This is a genomic window from Bacillus sp. NPDC093026 (assembly GCF_044754665.1).
Classification (GTDB): Bacteria; Bacillota; Bacilli; order Bacillales; family Bacillaceae; genus Bacillus; species Bacillus maqinnsis.
This window is the reverse complement of record NZ_JBIVPN010000001.1, coordinates 734,219-759,326: the sequence shown is the minus strand read 5'-3', so window position 1 is coordinate 759,326 and position 25,108 is coordinate 734,219. Positions and strand designations below refer to the sequence as shown.

Sequence of the window (25,108 nt, the reverse complement as noted above, 5' to 3'; positions counted from 1 at the left end):
ATGGAGCGATGAATGTGCAAGACGAATTGAAAAAAGCAGTGAACCCAGATGCGTGGAAAAAAGCAAACCAGAAAATGGTGGCAAAAATGCTGTCTGAATATATGTATGAGGATATGATTCATCCCGTTCAGCTTGAAGGCGGGGACGGAATCGTTCAGTATGAACTAATGATTCATGAACATAAGAAATATCGTTATCTTGCAAAACCTCGCTTATTTGATAGTTATGATACGATTGCTGAATCAATCGAGTACTATCAAGATGGAAAATGGACAAAGGATGTCAGCGCTATTATTTTTTTACTGGATATACAGCCAATCATTCCAATGTCATCTGAAACAACAGGTCATCTGATCAAAGAGCTTCATCACACATTGTTAGCAGATGTTCATTTGTTATCGAAAAAGGCGCTTCGTGCGGATGAACTGATAGATACAGATTATGCGTGGATTGAAGGAGAGATGACCGGACATCCTTGGATTGTATATAACAAAGGACGTATCGGGTTCAGTTATGAAGATTACTTAGCCTATGCACCTGAAAGACAAGAAAGTGTGCAGCTGTCTTGGATTGCCGTACACCGTCAGCTTGCAACATTTCATGCGGTCGAACATGAAAATTATGAGCAGATAATAAAGAAGGAATTAGATGAGGTGACCATTCGTCAATTTCAGCGTGTATTAAAGGATGAAGGCTTGAATCCGACTGATTATTATATGATGCCCGTTCATAAATGGCAATGGACACATATGATTATTCAACATTTCCCAGAAGATTTGGCCATGCGCCGCATTGTTTATTTAGGCGAGGGTCTTGATCAATACGTGCCACAGCAGTCGATCAGAACCTTTACAAACATCTCAAATAAAGGAAAGCATCATATTAAATTACCAATGAGTATTTTAAATACGCTTGTGTATCGAGGGCTGCCGTCAGAGCGGACTGTCATCGCTCCTCGCATTACGGCACATATTAAAGGGATTGCCGATCAAGACCCATTTTTGTCTGACGTATGCCGCGTGATTTTACCAGGTGAAAATGCGAGTATAAATGTCGATCACCCTTACTACAGCAAACTACCTGGTGCGCCTTATCAATATCTTGAAATGCTCGGTGTGATTTTTAGAGAAAGTATTTATACGTACTTAGATGAAGGGGAGACCCCTGTGACACTTGCGGCACTGACGTATGAAGATCATGAAGGTGAACCGTATATTAAACAGCTAATTGAAAAATCGAAACTCTCGGCAAAAGAGTGGATGGCTGCTTTCTTCCATGTTGTGATGCCTCCGCTACTACATTTTATGTATCAATACGGGACGGTATTTTCCCCACATGGGCAAAATACGATTCTTGTCCTAAAAGATTATCAACCACATCGTTTGGCGATAAAGGATTTCGTTGATGATGTGAACATTAGTGACCAGCCACTGCCAGAATTAGCATCATTAGATGAAGATTTAAAAGAAGTGTTGCGAAGTGAACCCCCAGAAGGTTTAGTGCAATTTATCTTTACAGGACTGTTTATTTGTAACCTGCGTTACGTGTCAAATGTTTTAGAAAACCATCAGCTACTAGAAGAAACCGCTCTTTGGCGTTTGCTTGCAGAAGAAATTCTAGATTATCAGCAGCAATTCCCGCAACTAAAAGAACGTTTTGCATTATTTGACCTTTTCCAGCCTCAGCTAACAAAGCTTTGTTTAAACCGTAATCGAATGATTGATTATGGCTATGGAGATGGAGACGATCGCCCACATGCGTCAGAGCATGGGAAAGTAACAAATGCGCTTGCACACGTCCTATCATCTGTAGGCGAAAAATAATGAAAGAGCTGTAGACGAATGGTGTCTACAGCTTTCAAGAACCTCCATTCAAAGGAGGTTCGACTATTATTAACACAAAAACAGGGCAAACCAATTTTTCTCTCTGCCTTCATTGAGAAGATGTTGTTCAGCTAATAATTTTTCACTTTTCCTTGTAAGACTAGGTGGTGACCAAACAGCATTTCCATCAAAGACGAGAATTCGTTTCTTTAGCTGTTCCGTGATAGTTGACATGTGCTTTTGCCCCCTTATCTTTCTGGTGAATGTAAGTCGTCAGTTCTGCTGTTAAATCTGATCGAAGGAAAGGTGTAATTAAATAAATGCCATTAAACAGATCACAAGCAGCGTCTATTAAAGAGCGGGCAATCGCTAACCCTTCTGTTCGCTGTTTTTCCTTGTCATCCCCTGCTTTTGCCATGATGTCACGAATCGAGTCAGACAGCTTGATGCCTGGGATTTCATGGTGAATAAATTCTGCATTTCGGCTACTTGTTAAAGGCATAATGCCGATGTAAATCGGTTGATCGAGGTGACGGATTTCCTCATGAATTTTCACAAGCTGTTCCTCTGAATAAACTGGCTGTGAGATGAAATAATCAGCACCGTATTCTACTTTTTTCTCAAGGCGTTTGACGGCTTTATCGATATGACGAACATTTGGATTAAACGCTCCTGCCACGGAAAAATTGGTCTTTTTACCAAGCGGTTTGCCTGAGAAGGAGAGTCCTTCATTAAATTGTTTAATCAGACGGATCAGATCAAAGGACGTTAAATCATAAACAGACGTTGCTCCTGGGAAGTCACCGATTTTTGAAGGGTCGCCTGTAATCGCTAAAATATCGGTTAATCCAAGTGTATCAAGTCCCATCAAATGTGATTGCAATCCGATTAAATTGCGATCTCGACAAGTAATATGAACAAGTGAACGCATATCGAGTTGCTGCTTCAGCAAAGCGCCGCATGCCACATTGCTAATGCGCGGGGTGGCAAGGGAATTATCAGCTAGCGTCAGAGCATCAATGCCTGCTTTCTTTAATTCTTTCGCAGCATTAAGAAATTTTTCAAAGTTGAGCTTCTTTGGCGGGTCCAGTTCCACGATGATTGACCGCTTTTGAATGGCAAGCTCGTCAAGCCCAGGTTCTGTGCGTTGATCTTGGAGTGAAATGCTTTCTTCTTTTAAAATTTTGACTTCTTTTTCTGTGATCGGCGCTAAATCTTTTACAGCTTCCGCCATGGCTCGGATATGCTGAGGGGTCGTTCCGCAACAGCCACCAATAATACGGGCACCTTGATTTCTAAACTCTAGTGCACTCTTTCGAAAATAATCATTATCTGTATCATAGACAAGTCTACCTTTTTCAAGAGATGGGAGACTGCTGTTTGGATAGACAGATAAATAAGAATTTTCAAAAAGTGGCACACCTTCGAGTGCCTGAATCATATGATAGGGACCTAGTCTGCAGTTAATTCCGACGACATCAGCTCCAAGAGAGGATAATTCAGATAAACCGTCATGGAGCGGCGTTCCATCTTGCAGGACACCTTGTTCGTGCATGGATACGTTCATGACAATAGGGAGTTCCGTTTCTTTGCGTGCGATGTGTAGAACCGCCTTTGCTTCTTCGAGGTCGTAATAGGTTTCGAGTAATAGTCCGTCAGGCTGTTCATTTAATAGAAGATACAACTGCTCTCTAAAGCTTCGTTTAATTTCCTCAATGGAGTATGCATTTTTGTTAAACGTTCGAATGCCGCCAATCGTTCCGAGTACATAAGCAGAGCCTGCGGCTGCTTTGGCAATTTGCATAGCTTTTGTATTGATACGTTTCGTTTCTTCTTCTAAACCGTAGCGGGATAGTTTAATATAATTCGCTCCATACGTGTTCGTTTGGATGATGTCAGCTCCCGCCTGTACGTACGCCTCATGTACCCTTTTGACTTCATCTTCCTTTGATAGATTTAATTCTTCAAAGCAGCGATCAATTCCATAAGAATATAAAAGTGTTCCCATTGCTCCATCAGCAATCAGCACGCGGTTTTGTAAATCTTGTAATAGGCCCATTGTATTCCTCCTTATTTCTATGTAACAAAAAAAGCCTTCTGATAAGAAGAAGACTTTTTGAAAGTATCGTAATTCTTCTCCTTATCTTCCAAGCAGTAGCTTGCTGGATTTAGCACCTTGGTTATAGAAAGTGTTTGTCTATTACACCGGTTGCTGAGGCTTCACAGGGCCAGTCCCTCTGCCTCTCTTGATAAGAAAACAATATGAATCTGTCAATGAATTGAACTTCCATTAACTGTATCGAAAAAATCGGAAATAATCAATGGAAAATTTAAAATTTATCGAAAATTTATAAATTGGACATCAATCGGCAAATCAGCTTTGCGAATAAGTGAAATGACTTCCTGTAAATCATCCTTATTTTCCCCTGTCACACGCACTTGATCATCTTGGAATTGAGATTTCACCTTGAGACCAGATTGCTTAATGAGTGTGTTGATTTTTTTAGCATTGTCTTTATCAATTCCGCTAATCAGTTTTGCACGTTGACGTACAGTCCCGCCAAGTGCATGCTCGGTTTTGCCGTAGTCGATATTTTTTGTCGGTACATTTCGTTTAATGAGTTTTGACACAAGCACATCTTTTAGCTGCTCTAGCTTGAAGTCATCGTCAGAGATGAGCACGAGCTCTTCTTTCTCTAATGAAATATCACTTTTACTTCCTTTGTAATCATAACGGTTTTTGATTTCTTTTAAAGCTGCTTGAATGGCGTTTTGCACCTCTGGTAATTCGATCTTCGATACAATGTCAAACGAACTTTCTTTTGCCATGACTCATGACCTCCAAGTATTAGATATTGCGTCTATCTTATCATGCAAATGGGGATAGAAGAAACGTTAGCGTATTGATAGGTCAATGAGCTCAAGCTCTTTCTGTATAAATCACCTACGGATTGTCCACTTTAGCTAACAGAACTAGAGATGTTCATGTGCTAAGAAGTATAGTAGAATAAAGTGAAATCAAATGATGAACGAATGCTCTTTATGGGCAGATAGGAAGGAAGAGAACATGAGACCAGGTGAGCAATTGACCTTGCAAATAGAGAAAGAGATGGAGTATGGATACTTTTTGACAGATGGCGAAGATTCTGTCCTCTTACATCGTAGTGAGATCACAGAAGATATTGAAGATAGAGATGAAGTGGATGTCTATCTATATGTAGATCATGAAGAGAGACTAGCAGCTACAATGAAAAAGCCTATTATTAACGCACATACATACGGCTGGGTTGAAGTCGTTGATGTTGTAGAGGATATGGGCGTATTTGTTGATGTCGGGTTATCAAAGGATGCACTTGTGGCAACAGAACACCTCCCGCCTTTTGAAGAAGCATGGCCCAAAAAAGGAGACCGGCTGTACTGTATGCTGAAAGTCACAAGCTACGGGAGATTGTTCGCAAAACCAGCCACAGAAGATATCATCAGTAAGCTGTTTACCGAAGCACCTAATACCATTATGAACAAAGACATAACAGGGACGATTTACCGCTTGATTGCGACAGGCTCCTTTATGCTTACAGATACAGGAATTAGAGGGTTTATCCATCGCACAGAACGGAAGGAAGAACCAAGACTAGGATCTACTGTCACAGGTCGTGTCATTGCAGTGAAAGAGGATGGAACCGTTAACGTATCTCTCCTTCCTAGAAAACAGGACGCATTATCAGTTGATGCAGAACAGATCTTAACTTATATGAGAAACAGAAATGGTGCGATGCCCTATTGGGACAAAAGTGACCCAGATGATATTCGCGAAAGATTTCAAATGAGTAAGGCCGCTTTTAAACGAGCATTAGGTCACTTGATGAAAAATGGTCTAATTGATCAAAAAGAAGGCTGGACATATGAGAAAAAGTGAGCAGTTGCTCACTCAGGCTGTCGAGATTTTCTCGACAGCCTGATTTTTCCACTTATCATTGAAACAACATCACCGAAATCCGATAAAAAAGAGTAAGTTGATAAAAGGAGTGTGTGGATGATTGTGCTCGCCTCATGCAGCAATCAACAGGAAGAACGACCGAAATCAAATATGTAGCGGATTGGCGTCATGCTGACAGACTAGGGTCTCCCCTACGTATATAGGGAAGGGTGCTTTTATGATGGGTTGCCTGTAAAAAAGATTGCAAGCGTTCCAGGTCCTGAATGAGACCCAACGGCTGCACCAATGATATTGATATCAATATCTTTTGGATGAAATGCTGTTTCTATCAATTGTCTCATATCCTCTGCAAGTACAGGGTCATCGCCATGGCTGATCCCAACAGTTTGATTTGACCAGTCTGTTCCACGCTCTTTCATCAGTTCGATAATTCGTTTGAGTAGTTTTTTACGTCCTCGGATTTTCTCAAGCGGAACAAGCTTTCCATCCTCTACGTGTAAAATAGGTTTAATGCTCAAAAGACCGCCAACAAAAGCTGATGCTTTACTGATTCTTCCCCCTCTTGCTAAGTACGATAAATCGTCTACAGTAAAAATATGTTGTAAAGATCCACAAAAATGCTTTACAGACGTTTCAATTTCTTGTATTGTATTTCCGTCAATGGCAAGTGTCTGAGCGTGTTTGACAGCCAGTCCATAGCCGAGTGAAGCACATTTAGAATCAATGATTCGTAAATCGAAGTCTGGATATTCTTCCTTTACTTCGTTTGCCATCATGACAGCTGTTTGATATGTACCTGAAAGCTCTGATGAAAAAGCGACATATAGTGCGGCTGTATGAGTTTGTGCAAGGGATACAAAGGCTTCTTTGATCCTGTTTGGTGAAGGTTGTGAAGTTTTTGGACTTTCGCCTTGTCTCATTGCATCAAATACTTGTTTTGGATCAATTGTGATTAAATCCTCAAATTCCTGCTCACCAAGTAATACACGTAGCGGAATGAGTGTTATGTTATGTTCATCATAATAAGAAAGAGGCAGGTCAGCAGCACTGTCTGCTATGATATGAACAGTCATAAAAATCCCTTCTTTCTGAATGAAATCTGCAAAATTACATCTTTTTAGCCTAACTATATCATAGAAATCATCCTTTTCGTGTTCAAATTCTAATTTTTAGGGAAAACCATAGAGAGAATGGTAAGTGGAGGAATGACATCATGTTTATTGGAGAAGCAAAAAAACTTATTGTCGTTGTCATTGGTGCATTATTAAATGCGATTGGACTTAATTTATTCTTAATTCCGGCTGACGTATATGCGAGCGGTTTTACCGGAGTAGCACAGCTGTTATCCAGTGTAATTGATGAATATGCACCATTTTATTTATCGACTGGGGTTCTATTATTTGTATTAAACATTCCAGTAGGGATTTTAGGCTGGATGAAGGTTGGTCGTTCCTTTACTTTATATAGCATTATCAGTGTTGCCTTAACAACCATTTTCCTCGGCATCTTACCGGAGACGAGCGTTTCTGAAGATATTTTATTGAATGCTGTGTTCGGCGGTGTCATTTCTGCACTTGGTATCGGGATTACGCTAAAATACGGGGCATCAACAGGTGGACTCGATATTATTGCGATGATTTTAGCGAAATGGAAAGATAAGCCTGTTGGCACGTATTTCTTTATTTTAAACGGAATCATCATTTTTACAGCAGGATTATTACAAGGTTGGGAGAAAGCATTATATACCCTTGTTACATTATATGTGACCACAAGGGTCATTGATGCGATTCATACGAGACATGAGAAACTGACGGCCATGATTGTGACGAAGAAAGCCGATGAAATCAAAGAAGCCATTTATGGAAAAATGGTAAGAGGAATCACCACTGTACCTGCTAAAGGCGCATTTACCAACGAGCCAAAAGAAATGATGGTGATTGTCATTACAAGGTATGAGCTGTATGAACTTGAACGAATTATAAAGGAAGTCGATCCAAAAGCCTTTACGAATATTGTTCAAACGACCAATATTCTTGGATTTTTCAGACGAGATTAAAAAGGTGGGAAAGAAGATGAAAAAACTTTTGGTGCTTCTTTTCATTCCATTGATTTTAGCGGCTTGTGGTTCTCAAAAGAATGACGAACCAGAAAAGGAGGTATCTGGTCAAATGGGAGAAAAAACGGTAGAGCTCACAATCGACCCTGTCCAGAAAGGTGCTTCGGTTCAATTTCAAATGTCATTGAAAAATCGATCTGATCATGATATTGAATTTACATTTAATACAAGTCAGAAGTTTGAATTACGTGTCTATGATAAAAATGGAAATGAAAAATACCGTTACTCGAAAGATCGTATGTTCACACAAGCCATCCAATCATTTGTCTTAAAGGCAAATGAAACGTATGATTTTCAAGATACATGGTCAAGTGGTGTAGAGCCTGGAACTTATGAAGTGGTTGTATCGTTCAAGGGGAAAGCGGAAGGGCTTAAGCAAATCACGGAGAAGAAAATGTTCCAAGTGAAGTAAAGCATAAGAAAAAGCTGTCCAACACCGGACAGCTTTTTAAGTGAAAGATCATCAAGCAGATCTTGGAAGGTATGAAGCTGATTTCTTTTTGTTGATACAGCATTTTTTGCCCGCTTTACAGCTTTTTGACGCTCTGGTCCAGATTAAAATGAAGAAGTAAGTGCTTCTTCAGTAAATGATTTGGCTTGATCAAAAAGTTCGTTTCTCACAATGAACCTAAAGAGCATTTGTCTTCTTATCTCCTTGGTCTGTAGCTTCTTCAAGTGTAGATCGATAAGGAAAACGTGCGTCATGAAGACTGACTGAATCTTTACCTTGTTGTATAAAGCGTTTCGACTTGCTTCTCTTACCCATTCGGATCCGCCCCTTCAAACAAGCTGACAGGTTGCCCTGTCTAAAGCTTAGTATACCCGCTTCCTTCTTCTATGTATGAATGGAAAAAATTAAAGCGCAAAATAATTTGTTAAGAACTTAGCAATTCCATCTTGTTCATTCGTATCTGCAATCTCATTTGATACCCTTTTCACAGCATCAATTCCATTGCCCATCGCAACACCGCATCCAGCAAACTGAAGCATTTCTAAATCATTGTCTTCATCCCCAAATGCGATCATTCGTTCTTGCGGAATGCCGTAATAATCGCTAATTTTTTGCAGACCAACCGCTTTATTTATTCCTGACTTAATGATTTCAATGACGTGCCATGGAGCGGCCCATCTTCTGTGATCAATCACTTCTGCGTGAACATCTGTTAAATAGCCTCGAATGGCTCCCACGTCTTCTTCTTTTGCGTGAATTAAGATACTTGTGACATTCTCTAAAAGAGTGTCCCTTAAGTCCCCAACGGTCACTTTATTGGCGTTCATATTAAATATATCAATGAGTTTTTCATCATGATAATGGAAATATAAATCGTCTAAGACTTCAGCTAACACATTGTGCACCTGATACTCTTCACTAATGTCTACAAGCTGCTTGACTACTTGAAGGTCAAGCGACGTGTGGAATCTGCCCCATTTTTCATCGAGAGGATGATGGACAAATGCCCCGTTAAAGTTCACGATCGGTGAATCGAGTTGTAATTGCTGATAATAAGGAGAGCTGGAACGATATGGCCGGCCCGTTGATATACATACATGATGCCCGCTATCTCTCACTTTTTGAATGACGTCAAGTGTGCGTGAAGAAATGGTTTTATCATCTTTCAATAATGTGCCATCCAGGTCAAGTGCGATTAGATAAGGTTTAGTCTCCATAAAATCTCCTTTGATCTGTAAGTGATAGGAGGCAATATGTCCTTTGCCTCTAACTATAGTGTATCTTTATCACATCTTTATTGTCTACATGTTAAAATAAACAAAGACGGGAATGATAAAGGAGGATTCATAGGCTGTGATCACCATTGATGAGCAAATTACGCGCGATATTCCATTTTTACATATCGTAAAAGCTGAAAATAAAGACAAACCGCTGCCGCTTGTATTTTTCATACACGGGTTTACAAGTGCACGTGAGCACAACTTACACTTCGCCTTTCATTTGGCGGAAAAAGGCATGAGAGTCATTTTGCCTGACTGTGCTTATCATGGTGTAAGATCAGAAAACCTCAGCTTAGAGGAACTAGCATCAAAGTTCTGGGAAATTGTCCTGAACGAAATTCGTGAAATCGACATACTCAAAACACATTTTCAAGAAAAACAATTGATTAAAGCCGATCTGATAGGCGTCGCTGGTACATCCATGGGAGGCATCACCACCTTTGGCGCACTTGCAAAGCATGATTGGATTAAAGCGGCCGTCAGCTTAATGGGCAGTCCGAAATATACGACTTTTCTTAAGGCACAAATCATGGACATGCGTCACAAAGGTCTTATGAAAGATTTGACAGATGATGACGTGAACAAGCAATTAGAAGCCTTGCGTCCTTATGATTTAACCCTGCACACAGATCGGCTTAAGAAAAGACCACTTTTATTCTGGCATGCTGAAAATGACCCTGTTGTCCCTTATCGCCATGCAAAAGAGCTTTATGATGAGTTAGCGGCGACCCAATATCAGCATGACCCGCACCTGATTCGTTTTATCACAGATGAACAAGCAGGTCACAAGGTCTCAAGACAAGCGATGTTTGAAACGATTGACTGGTTTGTGACACACCTGAAAAGCACAAACGTTTAGCCAAAAGAGAAAGTACGTTATACTAGTGGAAAAGGAGTGGATATCATGGATGAAGCATTGAAAGAAAACATTTTAGGCGCCTTGGAACAGGTGATTGACCCTGAGTTGAATGTAGATATCGTCAATCTTGGGCTTGTCTATGATGTCAATCTTGATGAGAATGGAAAAGCGGATATCACCATGACATTGACATCAATGGGTTGCCCTCTTGCACCAATTATCGTTGATGAGGTAAAAAAAGCATTAAGTGACTTACCTGACGTGAAAGAAACAGAGGTTCACATCGTTTGGAACCCGCCTTGGACACGAGACAAAATGTCAAGATATGCGAAAATCGCTCTTGGTATTCAATAAGATCATATGTTAAACGCCTGATACGAGATAAACTCGTATCAGGTTTTCTTTACCGTTCATTTCATTTTTATGCAAGCTCCTGATCATATTTATGCAGTGCGCTCATGGTATGAAACAATACAGAAACAAAGATAAATCCGTATGTCTCGGGAGAGATATGCGGATTTTTTCATGAAAAAAATGAAAACAAATATTAAATATACAATTGAATTAATTTTTATACATGATATAATGTTAACTAATTTCACAAAGATCAAGAGGGTGTATTGACGTTGAAAATAGGTATTATAGGTGCTACGGGGTACGGTGGTGTGGAATTAGTTCGTATCTTAAAGCAGCATCCGCATGTGGAGGAATGTATATTGTATTCATCAAGTGATGATGGGCAATCATACAGCAATTCTTATCCTCATCTAACAAACATTGCAGATCAAACATTAAAGGCAATAGAGCCGGAGACTATTGTTAAAGAAACGGATGCTGTATTTTTAGCGACACCAGCAGGCGTATCAAGTAAATTGACACCACAGCTCATGAACCAAGGAGTGCCAATTATTGATTTGTCGGGTGATTTGCGAATTCAAGATGGAGCAACATACGAAGCTTGGTATAAACGACGGGCAGCGGATGAAGCATCCGTCCAACAAGCTGTGTACGGTTTATCTGAATTGAATCGAGAAAAAATTGAGCAGGCTGAAGTGATTGCAAACCCAGGCTGTTTTCCAACCGCAGTCCTTCTTGGCTTAGCACCCCTGATGAAACAGAACTTGATGGATGAATCAATGATTATCGTTGATGCCAAAACAGGGGTTTCTGGTGCGGGAAGAACTGCTTCACTTGGAACGCATTTTTCAGAGTTGAACGACAACTTTAAAATTTATAAGGTGAATGAGCATCAACATACACCAGAAATAGAACAAGTATTAAGAGAATGGAATCCGCAAACGACAAACATCACATTTTCAACGCATCTTGTCCCAATGACAAGAGGGATTATGGCGACGATGTATACACAATTAAAGTCAGATCTAGCGCAAGAAGATTTAATGCAACATATGAAAGGATTTTATGAAGATTCCTATTTTGTCAGAGTTAGAGATCATGGAATTTATCCTCAGACAAAAGAAGTATACGGCAGTAACTTCTGTGACATCAGCTTTCATTTAGATGAACGAACAGGCAGACTGACGATCGTATCGGTGATAGATAATTTAATGAAAGGCGCAGCCGGTCAAGCGGTTCAAAACTTCAATATCATCAAAGGCTTAAATGAAGAGGCGGGTCTCACAATGACACCTCTTTATCCATAAGAACAGGGGAGATCGCAAACATGATTGAATTGAATGAAAAAAGCATTGTCAAAATAGAAGGTGACGTATCATCACCTAAGGGCTTTGAAGCGAAGGGGATTCATATTGGATTGCGCTATTCAAAAAAAGACCTTGGGCTGATTATCAGTGAAGTACCAGCAACAAGCGCTGCTGTATACACACAAAGTCACTTTCAAGCAGCACCGCTACAAGTCACGCAAAAAAGCCTAAAAAAGACTGGGCGATTAAAAGGAGTCATTGTCAACAGTGCCATTGCCAATGCATGTACGGGAGAGCAGGGTTTGAAGGATGCATATGAAATGCAGGCAGCCTGTGCAGACATGTTAGGAATAGAGTCCGATTATATTGCAGTTTGTTCTACTGGTGTCATTGGAGAATGCCTTGATATGGCTAAAATCAAAAAAGGCATCATGCAGCTAAAAGAAGCAAAAGCAGAGCAAGGTCATTTTGAAGAAGCCATTTTAACAACAGATACGGTCATTAAAAATACAACTTACACCCTTACGATAGACGGTAAAGAAATTATCATTTCAGGTGCAGCAAAGGGTTCAGGTATGATTCATCCGAATATGGCGACAATGCTTGGCTTTGTCACAACAGATGCGAATGTAGAGCAGGAAGCTCTGCAACATGCGCTTCGCGACATTACGGATGTGACTTTTAATCAGATTACGGTCGATGGAGAGACATCAACAAACGATATGGTACTCGTGATGGCAAATGGAATGGCTGAAAATAATGTGCTAAATGAAGAGCATCCAGAATGGCCATTGTTTAAAGAAGGCTTAAAGCTAGCTTGTGAGGATTTAGCGAAAGAGATTGCAAGAGATGGAGAAGGTGCGACCAAATTAATTGAAGCGAAAGTCGTCGGCGCTAAAAATAATCTGGAAGCAGGCATCATTGCCAAAAAAATCGTTGGTTCAAGTCTCGTCAAAACAGCCGTATATGGAACAGACGCAAACTGGGGACGAATTGTTGGAGCGATTGGTCATAGCGCAGCGTCCGTTACACCAGAAGAGGTAGAAGTCTATTTAGGCGGCCAGTGCCTATTCAAGCATAATGAACCGCAGCCTTTCTCAGAAGAGGAAGCAAAAGCGTATCTAGAACAAGATGAGATCACGATTTTGATTCAAATGAGTGAAGGAGAAGGTGAAGCGGCGGCATGGGGCTGTGACCTTACCTATGATTACGTGAAAATTAACGCGAGTTATCGCACATAATGAAGGGGTTTGACATGAATAAAACGATTGTATTCAAGTGTGGAGGAAGTGTCATTCGAGAACTTTCAGATACATTTTTTGAAAATGTTCGCTCGCTTCAAGAGGCTGGCTTTAAATTAGCGATCGTCCATGGCGGAGGTCCAGAGATCACCGATATGCTACAAAAATTAGAAGTGAAAACTGAATTTGTTGACGGACAGCGTAAAACAACGAAGCCTGTGTTAGAGGTAGCGGAGATGGTTCTTTCTGGTACTGTTAATAAATACTTTGTTTCAGAATTGGCAAAACACGATATTTCATCTGTCGGTGTGTCTGGAAAAGACGGACAGATGCTTGTGGCAGATTTTCTTGATCAAGACCTTTACGGTTATGTTGGCGAAATTAAAGAAGTTAATCCTGCAATGGTAGAAGCGTTGATGGAAAAACAATTCATTCCAGTCATTGCACCGCTATCGATGACAGAAGAGTGTCAAACATTAAATGTCAATGCAGATTTAGCTGCATCAGCCGTTGCTGGAGCAATGAAGGCTGATAAATTAATGTTCGTAACAGATGTTGAAGGCATCTTGAAAAATGGCCATTTATTAGATGTTGTGACTGAACAAGAAGCACTTTCGCTCATCAATGAAGGAATTATTTCCGGGGGAATGATCCCGAAGGTGCAATCAGCATTAACGGCTTTATCTGGAGATGTCAACGAGGTCATGATCGTGAATGGGAAAAGTAGTTTTTTTACTGGGGAATTATTTAAAGGAACACGAATTGTGAAACAAAAGGAGGCGGTCCTGTGAGTCATCTCTTTCAAACATATAGCCGGTGGAATATTGAAATTAAAGAGGCAGCAGGTTCTTGGGCGATTGATACAAGCGGGAAAAAGTATTTAGACTTTATTCAGGGGATTGCGGTAACGAATTTAGGTCACAATCATCCAAATGTCAATCAAGCAATAAAGAAACAACTTGATCAAGTATGGCATGTGTCCAACTTATTTGAAAATGGACTGCAAGAAAAAGCGGCAGAAAAGCTGGTAGCAAACAGTTCAGGAGACCTTGTGTTTTTCTGCAATAGTGGTGCTGAGGCGAATGAAGGTGCCATTAAATTAGCCCGTAAAGCAACAGGAAAGACGAATATTGTGACATTTTTACACTCTTTCCACGGTCGCACATATGCTGGTATGGCTGCTACAGGTCAAGATAAAATCAAAACCGGTTTTGGTCCAATGCTAGAAGGGTTTCATTACTTGCCTTATAACGACCTTGAAGCAATCTCCACATGTAAAGTCGATGATATCGCAGCGGTCATGCTAGAAGTCGTGCAAGGTGAGGGCGGAGTGAATCCCGCTAAAGCAGAATTTCTTCAGGCTGTTCAAGCGTTCTGTCAAAAACATCAGGCACTGCTCATTATTGATGAAATACAAACGGGCATTGGACGCACAGGTGAAGCATTCGCTTACGAACATGCGAATCTTGACCCTGATATTATTTCAGTTGCGAAAGGGTTGGGTAACGGTTTCCCAGTCGGTGCGATTATAGGAAAAAAAGCATTAGGAGAAGCCTTCTCACCAGGTTCACATGGAACGACTTTTGGTGGAAACATGCTCGCAATGGCGGCAGTAAACGCTACACTCGATCTCGTATTTAATGATAAGTTTCTTTCTGAAGTAAAGGAAAAAGGCGCTTATTTATTATCAAAACTGCAAGCCGTCAAACAACTGAACATCGTAAAGGAAGTGCGCGGCAAAGGACTGATGGTTGGCATCGAATGTTATCAGCCAGTAGGAGAATACATTACAGCCCTAAGAGAGCAAGGACTATTAGTTCTTCCGGCTGGACCGAATGTCATCCGTCTATTACCTCCGCTTAATGTGGAGAAAATTGAGATCGATCAAGCAATAGAAGCCATTATCCATGTTTTATCAAATGAAACTGTGCCGGTGTAAATTTTTTTGCACCATTACGCATAAAAATACATTTATATTATTAATTATTCAATCTGGGGTGACACAATCATGAAAGGTTATTTAAATTTAGAAGATGGTGCCTCTTTTGAAGGAGATCTGACAGGAGACGCTGGCATAACGGGTGAAGTGGTATTTTTTACAGGCATGACAGGTTATCAAGAGGTGCTTACAGATCCTTCATATAGGGGCCAGATCATTGTTTTCACATATCCGCTGATCGGAAATTATGGAATTAACCATGAGGACTTTGAGAGCAAGAAACCGCAAGTAAAAGCAGTTGTCGTATATGAAGCAGCAGAGCATTTTTCGCATCATCTTGCAGCGGTGAGCCTGAAAGATTATTTACAAAAGTGGAACATCCCGCTTCTTACTCATACAGACACTCGGGCAGTTGTTCAAAACATACGAGCAAATGGCACAATGAACGCTATTATAAGCTTAGACGCAAACGAAGCTCCGCCTGCAATGAAAGAAATCAATGTTGTCGAACAGGTAACAGAGAGTGAGATTCACACACAAGGTAGTGGGAAAGAGCATGTGGCGCTAATTGACTTTGGCTTTAAGAAGTCAATTGCAGACTCTCTTGAGGCACGCGGCTGCAAAGTAACGGTGATTCCATATAAGCAAATGGAAAAAGTGTTTGACATCAAACCAGATGCGATTTTGCTGTCAAACGGCCCTGGAAATCCGAAAACAATGAAGCCATATTTGAACACCATTCATCAAATGATGATGACTTTCCCGACGCTCGGCATCTGCTTAGGCCATCAATTAATTGCTCTTGCACTAGGAGGGGATACGTATAAGCTTCCCTTTGGACATCGCGGTGCGAACCATCCTGTTCAAGATACAGAATCAAAACGAGTCTTTATGACAAGTCAAAACCACAGTTATGTTGTAAATGAAAAAAGCATGAATCACAAAGAAGTGGATGTGAAATTTTTACACGTGAATGATGGATCTGTAGAAGGATTGATTCATAAAGAAAAGCTGATTATGTCGGTTCAATTTCACCCGGAAGCACACCCAGGGCCTACTGAAAGTGAATGGGTATTCGACGATTTTATTGAGAAAGTGAAACAAGCAAGGAGAGAAGTTGCACATGCCTAAAGATCAAAGCATACACACCATTCTAGTCATCGGGTCTGGTCCAATCATTATTGGTCAGGCAGCAGAATTTGATTATTCTGGAACGCAAGGATGTATGGCCTTAAAGGAAGAGGGGTACAAAGTCATCCTAGTAAATAACAACCCAGCAACGATTATGACAGACGAGTCATTTGCTGATGAAATTTATTTTGAACCGCTTTCAATTGATTCAGTGACACGTATCATTGAAAAGGAAAAGCCAGATGGTCTTTTAGCCAACCTTGGCGGACAGACGGCACTAAATCTTGCTGTTGAGTTAGAAAAAAACGGTGTGCTGAAAAAGCATGGTGTCAAGCTACTCGGAACGTCTGTTGAAACAATTGAAAACGGTGAAGATCGTGAGAAATTCCGAGCCCTCATGAAGCACTTAAACGAACCGGTCCCAGATAGTGAGATTGTTGATAATGCTAAAGATGCCCTTCAATTTGCAAAAGAAGTTGGCTTCCCAGTGATTATTCGACCAGCTTATACTCTTGGCGGTAAAGGAGGAGGGATCGCTTTAACTGAAGAAGAATTTATGCCGCTCATTGAAGGAGCCCTTCTAGCGAGTCCGATTCACCAGTGTTTAGTTGAAAAAAGCATTGCAGGATTTAAAGAAATTGAATATGAGGTCATGAGAGATCGTCAAAATACATGTATCACTGTTTGTAATATGGAAAACATCGATCCTGTTGGTGTGCATACAGGAGACTCGATTGTCGTAGCGCCGTCTCAAACATTAACGGATCAGGACTATCAGATGCTTCGATCAGCTAGTCTGAAAATCATTTCAGCGTTAGATGTAGTCGGCGGGTGCAACATTCAATTTGCTCTCGATCCACTCAGTAAAGAATACTTTGTGATTGAAGTGAATCCTCGGGTCAGCCGTTCTTCTGCTCTTGCGTCAAAAGCAACAGGTTACCCAATTGCGAAAATGGCTGCAAAGCTAGCAGTGGGTTACACATTAGATGAATTGAAAAATCCGCTGACAGGAACAACATATGCAAGCTTTGAGCCTGCACTCGATTATGTCGTGGTCAAATTCCCGCGCTGGCCATTTGATAAATTTAAACATGCGGATCGTAAATTAGGAACAAAAATGAAAGCCACTGGTGAAGTTATGGCCATTGACCGAAATTTAGAGTCTGCTATTCAAAAAGCGGTCGCATCACTTGAGATAAAAACAAATGGGTTCCACTTACCTGAACTGAAAGAACTAACGACTGAGGTGTTACTTGATTTGATCAAGACGCCAGATGATCGTCGTTTTTTTGCAGTCATGGAACTTCTCTCTAGAGAAGAAACGGTTGCAACCATCCATCATGTGACAAAAATTGATCCATTTTTCTTGCATGTGTTTCAGCATATGATCTCACTTGAACAAGAACTAAAAGACAATAAAGGAACACTCTCACGATCACTTTTGCAAAAAGTGAAAGAAAAAGGTTTTCTCGATCAAACAATCGCTTCTCTCACTGGAAGAAGTCAAGATGACATCAGGCAGCTTCGTAAAGAGTACGGGATTTCCGCAGCATTTAAAATTGTGGATACATGTGCTGCAGAATTTGATGCGAAAACGAATTACTTTTATTCAACGTACTTTGGAAAAAGTGATGGAGAGCATCACCTCAAAACAAAGCAACGTGCGCTGATTATCGGATCTGGTCCAATACGGATCGGGCAGGGAGTCGAGTTTGATTATAGTGCAGTGCATGGCGTTCTTACTTTGCAAAAGCTTGGATTTGAGACAATCATGATGAACAACAATCCGGAAACGGTGAGCACGGATTATGAGATTGCAGATCGTTTATATTTTGAACCAATCACACTTGAACATATTTTAAACGTAGTAGAAGCGGAACAAATTGACTTTGTCATTGTCCAATTTGGTGGTCAAACAGCTATCAACGTAGCTGAAGGGTTAGAAAAAGCCGGCGTGACACTATTAGGTACGTCCTTTGACACATTAGATGCTCTAGAAGATCGTGATTTATTTTACCAGCTTCTTGATGAGCTTGAACTCCCTCATGCAAAAGGGGACACCGCTCAATCAAAAGAAGAAGCACTCTCACATGCAGAAAGCATCGGTTATCCTGTGTTAATTCGTCCATCCTATGTCATTGGCGGAATGGGCATGATCATTGTTCAAAATGAAGATGATTTGATGTCACTTCTTGATCAGCCAGATCATTTGCCTTATCCAATCTTGATAGACGAATATGTCACGGGGAAAGAACTAGAAGTTGATCTCATTTCCGACGGAGAGAATACATTTATCCCAACCATTATCGAGCATATTGAAAAAGCTGGAGTACATTCAGGTGACAGCTTTGCCATTTTGCCAAGTGTCTCCATCAGTGAGGAAATAAAACAGCAGGTGTATACTGCATCTGAACAAATAGCAAAAAAATTACAATTCAAAGGCATTATGAATATTCAATACGTCATAAAAGATGGGAAAGCGCTTGTTTTAGAGGTCAATCCTCGTGCAAGCCGAACTGTACCAGTAGTCAGCAAGGTGATGGGCATTGAGATGATCCCTATGGCAACAAGACTACTAGCTGGTGCGACGCTGCAAGAACTGAACCTTTCAATGAAGAACAAGGGCGGCACGGCAGTTAAATTTCCAGTGTTCTCATCACATGCCATTCAAGATATTGATTTAAAATTGACACCTGAAATGAAAGCTACTGGAGAAGGCATGTGTGTAGGTAAGAACGTTGAGAGCGCCTTGAAAAAAGTGTTTGCTTCAATCTGGAGTCAGAAAGGGAGCGTCTATATTCAAGGTAGTGAGCTGTTAATAGATGAAGTGAAGCAAGCAGGTTTTGACGTCTGGACAGGTAACTTTGAAAGTTGGCTGCAAACTGATCATAAATTACTTCACATTCATTTAGGTGAAGGAAAACAGGCGAAAGAACAACGCGTCAAAGCACTGACCCATGGTGTGCAGGTGCTGACTGAATATGAAACAGCCAATGCATTCCTCAAAGGGAAAAATGGAGATGTGTCACCTGTATCTCTCCATGAATTATATAAAAAGGAAGTGATGGCATGAGCCAAGTGGACGTACAACCGGTATTATACGGAAAAGACTTTTTATCTTTAAAAGATTTTTCAATTAAGGACATTGCTTACTTGATTGAAAAAGCGGAAGAAATGAAACAACAACCATATCAGGATTTATTCAAAGGGAAAACACTTGCGATGATATTTGAAAAATCCTCTACAAGAACCCGTGTATCGTTTGAAGCAGGAATGACGCAGCTAGGGGGGCATGCCCTATTTCTGAGCTCAAATGACTTGCAAATTGGCAGAGGAGAATCCATTAGAGATACTGCTCAGGTGTTATCTGGCTACGTAGATGGAATCATGATCCGAACCTTTGCTCATGAAAAGGTTGAGGAACTTGCAAAATACGCATCCATTCCAGTCATTAATGGGCTGACCGACTTCTCACATCCTTGTCAGGCACTTGCTGATTTACTAACCATTAAAGAAACAAAAGGTAAACTAAAAGGAGTCAAAGTCGCTTATATTGGCGATGGAAATAACGTGGCGCATTCCTTAATGGTCGGCTGTGCGCAGCTTGGCTGTGACATTTCTGTCGCATCACCCAAAGGATATGAACCACTTCAGGAGGTGACAGACATAGCGATTGAGTTTGCTAAACAATCTGGTGCAAAAGTGTTTGTGACAACAAATCCTGTCGTTGCTGTTCAAGATGCTGATGTCATCTATTCAGATGTTTTTACAAGCATGGGGCAGGAGACAGAAACAGAAAAACGTCTTGCTGAATTTAAAGAATATCAAGTAAATGATGAACTCATACGTCATGCAGCAACAGATTACACGTTCCTCCATTGTCTGCCTGCACACCGCGGAGAAGAAGTGACGGCTGACATTATTGATGGACCGCACTCTAAAGTATTTCAGCAGGCAGAAAATCGTTTGCATGTGCAAAAAGCATTAATTAAAGAGCTCATGTATAACCAAACAACATAATGGATAGCAGTCCCTGACTCTTTTGAGCAGGGACTTGGGTTGTTGAAAAGGAAAACATAAAACGACTGGTCACATATGAGACCATCTATAATTAGAACGTAAGATTTAGATCAATTCTTGAAAATGAACTGGAGAGTGATATAGCTTTTACCCTTTATAGTATCACTTTGACATCTTTTTACCATGAATTGAAAACCTTTGAAGTCTAGAAAGACCCAAGTAACTTGTAAGGAGCGAATCTGAAATTTGTGAGCACCAACGCAAAAAGAAGAGCTGCAGGGGTTAATGAATTTTGGAAGCAAGAAAAGAATTTTAGATGGAGAACCTACAACAAGGGATTGGACTAATGAACAGATACAAGAGATTTTAAAAGGAAATAAGCCTCAATATAATGGGCACTCAATAATTGGACATCTTACTTACATTGCTATGAATTATCCACATATATGTAATAAGGGAGAATTAATTTATCCTGTAACTGGCATGGACATTTAAAGGCATGGTGGAAGTTATAGTAAAAATGTACTTGGTAGACCTGTTAATCCTTTTAAAAGCCGAAGCATGCGGCTTCAAACCGATGAACGACACGAAAAAAAGCGATTTTTCAATCGGAAAATCGCTCAATTTCATATTGAAAATGGAGTATGGAAGAGCAGCGTTGACGATCTTTAGGATCGTCGTCAGAGATCGTTAGAACAACTTGATTGGTCGCACCCTGCAATTCGATTTCTTCCATTCCTCTAAATCCTCTACAAGTGTCAACGTGCCGAAGACTCCGAAAATTACTGCCATAATAGAAACAGACAGGGGCAAAATCGCCCCCTTCATCCTCGTACTCATATAGCATTGTATATCGCATTTAAATCCATACCGCTCCGACGGGGTATCGCTTACCTTGATGCTCTTAACGATCTGCGACAAATGTTGTTACGCTTTGAGCTGGAAGATGGGCCCAAAAATGATTGTCCGTTACATTGAGATCCGTCCCAGGTTGAAGATTGCCGCTACTGCTCGTTATCCATCTAGATACTTGAGAAGCTGATCCATTCTGCAAAACAAAGTTTTGGTTGACCCCTGTGTCGCTTTTATTAATGGCCACAATAACGATCTTGTCTTCACTTTTATAGACTGACACGTAAACGTTCTCATTAGGATTTTTCGTTGCATCAACCCTTACATAGCCAGGGCGCACAAACTTCGAGAAATGAGCCATATTGTAACCGCGTTTGCTGATTGTACCGTCTTCTTTCATAGGACCATATGATCTACGGATGTACCACCAAACATAAGCTTGAAAATCTCCTTCTACCATTGAATTGTGAATATGATGTGAAACATCCAATGCCTCGGGCCATCGATCTGCTGAGTTGCTATCACTATTCGGATAGTATACTTCTGTCATCCAAAGCTCTTTTCCTCCTCCGTTTTGTTTGAAAAGAGGGTAAGGGAATTGACTGGTTTGAGTACCGTACAGGTGAGCTCCAAGAATATCCATATTTTCAAGAGCCTGCGGATCGTTCAAAATCGGATCTGACATATTTTTCAGGTACTGAAATGATTCCGGTGCAATGACACGCGCATTAATTGAGCCGGCATTTTCTCTCATAAAACGAAGCATTTCTTGCGGAGTCCACCACGTCCAGTCGTGTGCATAATCAGGCTCGTTTTGAACGGAAATCGCATAAAGATCCACACCATTACTTTTCATGTAGGCAACAAAATCGTTAAGATGCTGGGCATACGCATCGTACTTATCGTATTTGAGCCGTTTTGCAGATGTATCACCATCACGATTGAAGGTCTCAACCATGTCACTTGGAGGATTCCATGGTGAAGCAATGACTAATGCTCCTTGCTCTATCGCTTTTTTTGCAGTTGCTACTTCTCTATACCAATTATTACTGTTATCGTCTACATAAATTCTAAGAATAGAAAAACCTAACTGATTCTGTCCATTTCCAAAAGCGGTTTCTCTTTGAGGTGCTGTCAAATCTCCAATCCAAGCCGGATGGTTCATTCCTCCAAAACCGCGAATCACTTGTTTTTCTGCAGATAAATTAATGGTTACGTCACTTGCTGCCAAAACGTCAGTAGCTCCTGGTCCGATTAGCATTACTGCCAGCATAGTGAAAAATACCATTAACACACAAATTGACTTTTTTACGTATGACATCATTGTTCCACTCCTTCATATGTCTTTTACGTGATTGGAAACATCTGTTCAGTCTCCTTTGCATACAAAACGCTTTTCCTCTTTTGAAACATGCGATATATCATTTGTTAAATCCTTTATAATGAGCGGTCCCGTCGGTGCTATCTTTGCGTAAACTGCCAGTAATCAAAATCAAACAAATGTCCTTCATCTGTTCCAGTAAATACAAAGAATACTTTGTGCACACCAGTTGCGCCACTTACTGCAGTTTCTATTTCTCTCCAGTTTTGCGCTCCACCTGTAGAAGGTACATTCAGGGTTCCAACAAGCTTACCGTCTGCACTGTCGAGGCGCACTTCTATTTTTCCACCTATAGTAGATGCTACATTTGCTTTAAACGTGCTAGCACCACCGGTTCCGAAGTCTACATTTCCTACAGCAATCCAGTCACCGTTATGAATGTTTGTTACATTTTGATTATTTACCGGTCCGCCGGGTGCTGAGGATTTCTTTGTCAAAATGCGTCCATTCCAGGCAAACGTTTCAGCTTCTACCCGGTTATACGGATTCAAATTGGAAAGCTGTGTTACGCCTTCATAATTTGCCGCTACCTCTTGAATGGATCCATCTGCATTGTGCACCAGCTTATTAATATGGGGAGAACGGTAACCTTTGCCGGCTCCAAATAAAGCGGAACTGACAGTTTGAGCATGGTACACCACATACCACTCATTTTTAAAATGGAAAACAGCATGATGATTGTTTCCGCCACCTCCGAAAAATGCGCCCGGATTTTTCAGGAAGTGCCCTTTATACGTAAAGGGACCCATGGGACTTGAGCTGGTCATGTAGCCGATCTCACCTGGGGGTATATCGGCTGGGTGCGTGCCCCCGAAATTAATGCAATAGGAATAGTAATATTTCCCGTTATTCTTGTGCATTGCTGAATCTTCAAACATGAAAGGCGCATCAATTGTAGATGCACTTCCACTAACACTGGTCATATCTGGCCCCAATTTTATGACTCTTGCTGTTTGAGGATTGGCCCATTGCTCTTGCGTTGGATTTGAACCGCCAGGGATGCCCCCGCCAGCATACAAGTAACCGGTGCCATCGTCATCTACAAATACTGCCGGATCAAAAAGCCACACTACACCGGACATTCCTGGTGTACTTGTTGTAACTAGCGCTTTTCCGATCGGATCTGTCCAAGGACCGGTTGGGCTGTCTGCGGTGAGAACTCCGATACCTCCGCCACTGTTTGCGAAATAAAGGAAGAATTTATCCTTACCATTGATCTTTTTAACTGCGGCTGACGGTGCCCAAGACGCACCTGCCCATTTTGCAATCCCTTCACCGTCATTAGCCCCATTGGCACCTGCTACCGGAATGGCTCCGTGGTCTGTCCAGTTCACCATATCCGCTGAAGATATGACGAATACTTTATTCAAATTGGCAAATGAATTATCCTTAATCGTTCCGTCGCTATTATATTCATAGTCATCACTTGACATATAGATATAGACTCTTCCGTTATAGGTCAGCACAAACGGATCTGCTCCCAAATGATGGTCTATAAGCGGATTTGAATTCCCTACATGTTTTGCAATTGGGGTACTTACAGCAAATGTAGATTCCCCAAACAAGCAACTCAAAAATAGAGCAAGAACCAATAAACATACGCTACACTTTTTACTCATAGCTAAACATCCTCCTTCTCCATTGAAATGGCAAATTCCTCAAATAAGCAAAAAAGTAAAAACTAATCAACAAACGTTGCATTTTGTTTTTATCACTTAACATCCTCCATTTTCTTTAAAATGGAGGAGGCTTTTTTAAAATATGATGACAACTGATCTTGAAGAACGCATCGAATGGATTATTTCTAGAGAAAAGCGTTGTCTCGTAATGGATTCAGGTTTAGCTTCTGCAAAATGAGGCGAAAGGGGATTGGTTTTGATAGTGCCATTCAATACCGTTTAATTCACATATTCATGGATTTATGTTTATGTCCTTGTACATACAGAAGTTCAACTTGATTCATGTTCGCTTTTTTTATAGGGAGAAGCGCCTGTCCTATATCAACAGAGAATCTGGATACGAAACAAAGGTGATGACGAATGTGGCCAAACGAGCGGAGAGTTTTAAGTCTGGATAGAAGCATTTAGAATCATTCATTACTCACTAAGCACAAAAACTATACCTTCCTATTAAGCAGAGACTTTTTACATCAGGGATAGGAGAGGTAAAGCACGGGGCATAATAACATCAATCGAGAAAGGAGGGTGTAAATGGGTCAGCAGCACCAGTTTAAACCAGGACATAAAGCACCGAATAATGGCGTTTATATTGAAATTGGCGAAACCGGAAGTATGGTGAAAGATCCTTTAAAAATTAAGCTCAAAGCAGGCGATGTCTTTCCGGATAACTCGAATCATCATCGCGTCTGGACATATCAAAGAAAGCCGTAAGCAATTGACTAAGAGTTCATATAA

Annotated in this window: 23 protein-coding genes and 1 riboswitch; of the genes, 15 read left to right on the top strand and 8 right to left on the bottom strand. The window is 40.8% G+C overall.

Annotation, left to right across the window (positions count from 1 at the left end):
- Window positions 1-8 precede the first annotated feature (8 nt).
- Complete coding sequence (locus tag ACIQCE_RS03885) at window positions 9-1,823, top strand: IucA/IucC family protein (protein WP_400493670.1); 1,815 nt, start codon at window positions 9-11, stop codon at window positions 1,821-1,823.
- A gap of 69 nt (window positions 1,824-1,892) precedes the next feature.
- Here the strand turns inward: ACIQCE_RS03885 and ACIQCE_RS03880 are convergent, their stop codons facing one another.
- From ACIQCE_RS03880 to ACIQCE_RS03870, 3 genes are all read right to left on the bottom strand, one after another.
- Window positions 1,893-2,057, bottom strand: a complete 165-nt coding sequence (locus ACIQCE_RS03880) for a hypothetical protein (RefSeq protein ID WP_400493669.1) — start codon at window positions 2,055-2,057, stop codon at window positions 1,893-1,895.
- The gene (locus ACIQCE_RS03875; RefSeq protein ID WP_400493668.1) at window positions 2,011-3,882 is read right to left on the bottom strand and encodes a bifunctional homocysteine S-methyltransferase/methylenetetrahydrofolate reductase; all 1,872 of its coding nucleotides are present in this window, start codon (window positions 3,880-3,882) and stop codon (window positions 2,011-2,013) included. Before ACIQCE_RS03875 ends, ACIQCE_RS03880 begins: the two co-directional genes overlap by 47 nt.
- 78 nt (window positions 3,883-3,960) lie before the next feature.
- Window positions 3,961-4,079: riboswitch (SAM riboswitch) on the bottom strand.
- Window positions 4,080-4,160: 81 nt separating this feature from the next.
- Window positions 4,161-4,652, bottom strand: coding sequence for a YajQ family cyclic di-GMP-binding protein (locus ACIQCE_RS03870; protein WP_400493667.1), 492 nt, complete (start codon window positions 4,650-4,652; stop codon window positions 4,161-4,163).
- A 238-nt stretch (window positions 4,653-4,890) separates the two neighbouring features.
- On the opposite strand from ACIQCE_RS03870, the gene ACIQCE_RS03865 reads away from it, so the two are divergent.
- Window positions 4,891-5,739, top strand: coding sequence for a CvfB family protein (locus tag ACIQCE_RS03865; RefSeq protein ID WP_400493666.1), 849 nt, complete (start codon window positions 4,891-4,893; stop codon window positions 5,737-5,739).
- Window positions 5,740-5,975: 236 nt separating this feature from the next.
- Here ACIQCE_RS03865 and ACIQCE_RS03860 read toward each other — a convergent pair whose 3' ends face one another.
- Window positions 5,976-6,833, bottom strand: a complete 858-nt coding sequence (locus ACIQCE_RS03860; protein ID WP_400493665.1) for a DegV family protein — start codon at window positions 6,831-6,833, stop codon at window positions 5,976-5,978.
- 140 nt (window positions 6,834-6,973) lie between these two features.
- On the opposite strand from ACIQCE_RS03860, the gene ACIQCE_RS03855 reads away from it, so the two are divergent.
- Complete coding sequence (locus ACIQCE_RS03855; protein ID WP_400493664.1) at window positions 6,974-7,816, top strand: YitT family protein; 843 nt, start codon at window positions 6,974-6,976, stop codon at window positions 7,814-7,816.
- 16 nt (window positions 7,817-7,832) lie between these two features.
- A complete protein-coding gene (locus tag ACIQCE_RS03850) occupies window positions 7,833-8,288 on the top strand; it encodes a BsuPI-related putative proteinase inhibitor (protein WP_400493663.1) in 456 nt (151 codons plus the stop codon).
- A 216-nt stretch (window positions 8,289-8,504) separates the two neighbouring features.
- Here the strand turns inward: ACIQCE_RS03850 and ACIQCE_RS03845 are convergent, their stop codons facing one another.
- Entirely contained in the window at window positions 8,505-8,642 is a 138-nt protein-coding gene (locus tag ACIQCE_RS03845) for a competence protein (RefSeq protein WP_400493662.1), read from the bottom strand.
- A gap of 89 nt (window positions 8,643-8,731) precedes the next feature.
- Window positions 8,732-9,544: a Cof-type HAD-IIB family hydrolase gene (locus tag ACIQCE_RS03840; RefSeq protein WP_400493661.1), complete on the bottom strand. Its 813-nt coding sequence runs from the start codon at window positions 9,542-9,544 to the stop codon at window positions 8,732-8,734.
- Between the two features lie 136 nt (window positions 9,545-9,680).
- Between ACIQCE_RS03840 and ACIQCE_RS03835 the strand changes: the two genes are divergently transcribed.
- From ACIQCE_RS03835 to ACIQCE_RS03790, 10 genes are all read left to right on the top strand, one after another.
- Window positions 9,681-10,466: an alpha/beta fold hydrolase gene (locus ACIQCE_RS03835; RefSeq protein ID WP_400493660.1), complete on the top strand. Its 786-nt coding sequence runs from the start codon at window positions 9,681-9,683 to the stop codon at window positions 10,464-10,466.
- Window positions 10,467-10,511: 45 nt separating this feature from the next.
- The gene (locus ACIQCE_RS03830) at window positions 10,512-10,820 is read left to right on the top strand and encodes a metal-sulfur cluster assembly factor (RefSeq protein ID WP_353856149.1); all 309 of its coding nucleotides are present in this window, start codon (window positions 10,512-10,514) and stop codon (window positions 10,818-10,820) included.
- A 272-nt stretch (window positions 10,821-11,092) separates the two neighbouring features.
- A complete protein-coding gene (argC, locus tag ACIQCE_RS03825; protein ID WP_400493659.1) occupies window positions 11,093-12,130 on the top strand; it encodes an N-acetyl-gamma-glutamyl-phosphate reductase in 1,038 nt (345 codons plus the stop codon).
- Between the two features lie 20 nt (window positions 12,131-12,150).
- Window positions 12,151-13,371, top strand: coding sequence for a bifunctional ornithine acetyltransferase/N-acetylglutamate synthase (argJ, locus tag ACIQCE_RS03820; protein ID WP_400493658.1), 1,221 nt, complete (start codon window positions 12,151-12,153; stop codon window positions 13,369-13,371).
- A 14-nt stretch (window positions 13,372-13,385) separates the two neighbouring features.
- Entirely contained in the window at window positions 13,386-14,162 is a 777-nt protein-coding gene (argB, locus tag ACIQCE_RS03815) for an acetylglutamate kinase (protein WP_400493657.1), read from the top strand.
- Window positions 14,159-15,310: an acetylornithine transaminase gene (locus ACIQCE_RS03810; protein ID WP_400493656.1), complete on the top strand. Its 1,152-nt coding sequence runs from the start codon at window positions 14,159-14,161 to the stop codon at window positions 15,308-15,310. Before argB ends, ACIQCE_RS03810 begins: the two co-directional genes overlap by 4 nt.
- Window positions 15,311-15,379: 69 nt before the next feature.
- Window positions 15,380-16,441, top strand: coding sequence for a carbamoyl phosphate synthase small subunit (locus tag ACIQCE_RS03805; RefSeq protein WP_400493655.1), 1,062 nt, complete (start codon window positions 15,380-15,382; stop codon window positions 16,439-16,441).
- The gene (locus ACIQCE_RS03800; RefSeq protein WP_400493654.1) at window positions 16,434-19,514 is read left to right on the top strand and encodes a carbamoyl-phosphate synthase (glutamine-hydrolyzing) large subunit; all 3,081 of its coding nucleotides are present in this window, start codon (window positions 16,434-16,436) and stop codon (window positions 19,512-19,514) included. The genes ACIQCE_RS03805 and ACIQCE_RS03800 overlap by 8 nt, the downstream gene beginning before the upstream one ends.
- Window positions 19,511-20,461 carry an ornithine carbamoyltransferase gene (gene argF, locus ACIQCE_RS03795; RefSeq protein ID WP_400493653.1) on the top strand — a complete coding sequence of 317 codons (951 nt, stop codon included), beginning with the start codon at window positions 19,511-19,513 and terminating at the stop codon, window positions 20,459-20,461. Before ACIQCE_RS03800 ends, argF begins: the two co-directional genes overlap by 4 nt.
- A gap of 285 nt (window positions 20,462-20,746) precedes the next feature.
- Window positions 20,747-20,956: a hypothetical protein gene (locus ACIQCE_RS03790; protein ID WP_400493652.1), complete on the top strand. Its 210-nt coding sequence runs from the start codon at window positions 20,747-20,749 to the stop codon at window positions 20,954-20,956.
- 409 nt (window positions 20,957-21,365) lie between these two features.
- Here the strand turns inward: ACIQCE_RS03790 and xynC are convergent, their stop codons facing one another.
- Both xynC and ACIQCE_RS03780 read right to left on the bottom strand, forming a co-directional pair.
- Window positions 21,366-22,637 (bottom strand): glucuronoarabinoxylan endo-1,4-beta-xylanase XynC, encoded by a 1,272-nt coding sequence (gene xynC, locus ACIQCE_RS03785; RefSeq protein ID WP_400493651.1) that lies wholly within the window; start codon window positions 22,635-22,637, stop codon window positions 21,366-21,368.
- Between the two features lie 137 nt (window positions 22,638-22,774).
- On the bottom strand, window positions 22,775-24,313 hold the full coding sequence (locus tag ACIQCE_RS03780) for a glycoside hydrolase family 43 protein (protein ID WP_400493650.1): 1,539 nt from the start codon (window positions 24,311-24,313) through the stop codon (window positions 22,775-22,777).
- Window positions 24,314-24,904: 591 nt separating this feature from the next.
- Between ACIQCE_RS03780 and ACIQCE_RS03775 the strand changes: the two genes are divergently transcribed.
- Window positions 24,905-25,084, top strand: a complete 180-nt coding sequence (locus ACIQCE_RS03775) for a YjzC family protein (protein WP_353856139.1) — start codon at window positions 24,905-24,907, stop codon at window positions 25,082-25,084.
- Window positions 25,085-25,108 lie beyond the last annotated feature (24 nt).

What these genes read in the sequence shown, in the direction of transcription:
- ACIQCE_RS03865 (WP_400493666.1), top strand. Translation starts at nt 4,891, where the DNA reads ATGAGACCAGGTGAGCAATTGACCTTGCAAATAGAGAAAGAGATGGAG.
- argB (WP_400493657.1), top strand. Translation starts at nt 13,386, where the DNA reads ATGAATAAAACGATTGTATTCAAGTGTGGAGGAAGTGTCATTCGAGAA.
- ACIQCE_RS03840 (WP_400493661.1), bottom strand. Translation starts at nt 9,544, where the DNA reads ATGGAGACTAAACCTTATCTAATCGCACTTGACCTGGATGGCACATTA.
- ACIQCE_RS03800 (WP_400493654.1), top strand. Translation starts at nt 16,434, where the DNA reads ATGCCTAAAGATCAAAGCATACACACCATTCTAGTCATCGGGTCTGGT.
- ACIQCE_RS03805 (WP_400493655.1), top strand. Translation starts at nt 15,380, where the DNA reads ATGAAAGGTTATTTAAATTTAGAAGATGGTGCCTCTTTTGAAGGAGAT.
- ACIQCE_RS03850 (WP_400493663.1), top strand. Translation starts at nt 7,833, where the DNA reads ATGAAAAAACTTTTGGTGCTTCTTTTCATTCCATTGATTTTAGCGGCT.
- ACIQCE_RS03845 (WP_400493662.1), bottom strand. Translation starts at nt 8,642, where the DNA reads ATGGGTAAGAGAAGCAAGTCGAAACGCTTTATACAACAAGGTAAAGAT.
- ACIQCE_RS03775 (WP_353856139.1), top strand. Translation starts at nt 24,905, where the DNA reads ATGGGTCAGCAGCACCAGTTTAAACCAGGACATAAAGCACCGAATAAT.
- ACIQCE_RS03855 (WP_400493664.1), top strand. Translation starts at nt 6,974, where the DNA reads ATGTTTATTGGAGAAGCAAAAAAACTTATTGTCGTTGTCATTGGTGCA.
- ACIQCE_RS03860 (WP_400493665.1), bottom strand. Translation starts at nt 6,833, where the DNA reads ATGACTGTTCATATCATAGCAGACAGTGCTGCTGACCTGCCTCTTTCT.
- argF (WP_400493653.1), top strand. Translation starts at nt 19,511, where the DNA reads ATGAGCCAAGTGGACGTACAACCGGTATTATACGGAAAAGACTTTTTA.
- ACIQCE_RS03870 (WP_400493667.1), bottom strand. Translation starts at nt 4,652, where the DNA reads ATGGCAAAAGAAAGTTCGTTTGACATTGTATCGAAGATCGAATTACCA.
- ACIQCE_RS03780 (WP_400493650.1), bottom strand. Translation starts at nt 24,313, where the DNA reads ATGAGTAAAAAGTGTAGCGTATGTTTATTGGTTCTTGCTCTATTTTTG.
- ACIQCE_RS03880 (WP_400493669.1), bottom strand. Translation starts at nt 2,057, where the DNA reads ATGTCAACTATCACGGAACAGCTAAAGAAACGAATTCTCGTCTTTGAT.
- ACIQCE_RS03885 (WP_400493670.1), top strand. Translation starts at nt 9, where the DNA reads ATGAATGTGCAAGACGAATTGAAAAAAGCAGTGAACCCAGATGCGTGG.
- xynC (WP_400493651.1), bottom strand. Translation starts at nt 22,637, where the DNA reads ATGATGTCATACGTAAAAAAGTCAATTTGTGTGTTAATGGTATTTTTC.
- argJ (WP_400493658.1), top strand. Translation starts at nt 12,151, where the DNA reads ATGATTGAATTGAATGAAAAAAGCATTGTCAAAATAGAAGGTGACGTA.
- ACIQCE_RS03830 (WP_353856149.1), top strand. Translation starts at nt 10,512, where the DNA reads ATGGATGAAGCATTGAAAGAAAACATTTTAGGCGCCTTGGAACAGGTG.
- ACIQCE_RS03875 (WP_400493668.1), bottom strand. Translation starts at nt 3,882, where the DNA reads ATGGGCCTATTACAAGATTTACAAAACCGCGTGCTGATTGCTGATGGA.
- ACIQCE_RS03790 (WP_400493652.1), top strand. Translation starts at nt 20,747, where the DNA reads ATGAATTTTGGAAGCAAGAAAAGAATTTTAGATGGAGAACCTACAACA.